Here is a 270-nt window from a genome sequence, read left to right on the forward strand (position 1 = left end):
GGCCGGGGCCGGGTCGGCGTGGGTGGCCGCAACCGGGTTCGCGTGGGTGGCCGGGACCGGGTTCGCCTGAGTGGCGGCAACGGGGTTCGCGTGGGTGGCGGCAACCGGGTCCGCCTGGGTGGCCGGGACCGGGTTCGCGTGGGTGGCCGGGGTCGCGGCGCTGGCGACGCTGACCATCCCCGCGGCGGCCAGAACGGTTCCGGCGGCCACGCTGAACATCGCGCGGCGGTTATTCGAGAACTTGCGGTGCTTCGACAACGGTGTGCCTCT

The 270-nt window shown here is 74.4% G+C and carries 1 pseudogene; it reads right to left on the reverse strand.

From position 1 onward, the window contains the following. Positions 1 to 219 (reverse strand): annotated as a pseudogene (locus tag OO69_RS48630) (hypothetical protein); the annotation flags it as partial. Between the last annotated feature and the right edge of the window lie 51 nt (positions 220 to 270).

It is taken from the genome of Streptomyces sp. NRRL F-525 (assembly GCF_000716605.1).
Taxonomy (GTDB): domain Bacteria; phylum Actinomycetota; class Actinomycetes; order Streptomycetales; family Streptomycetaceae; genus Streptomyces.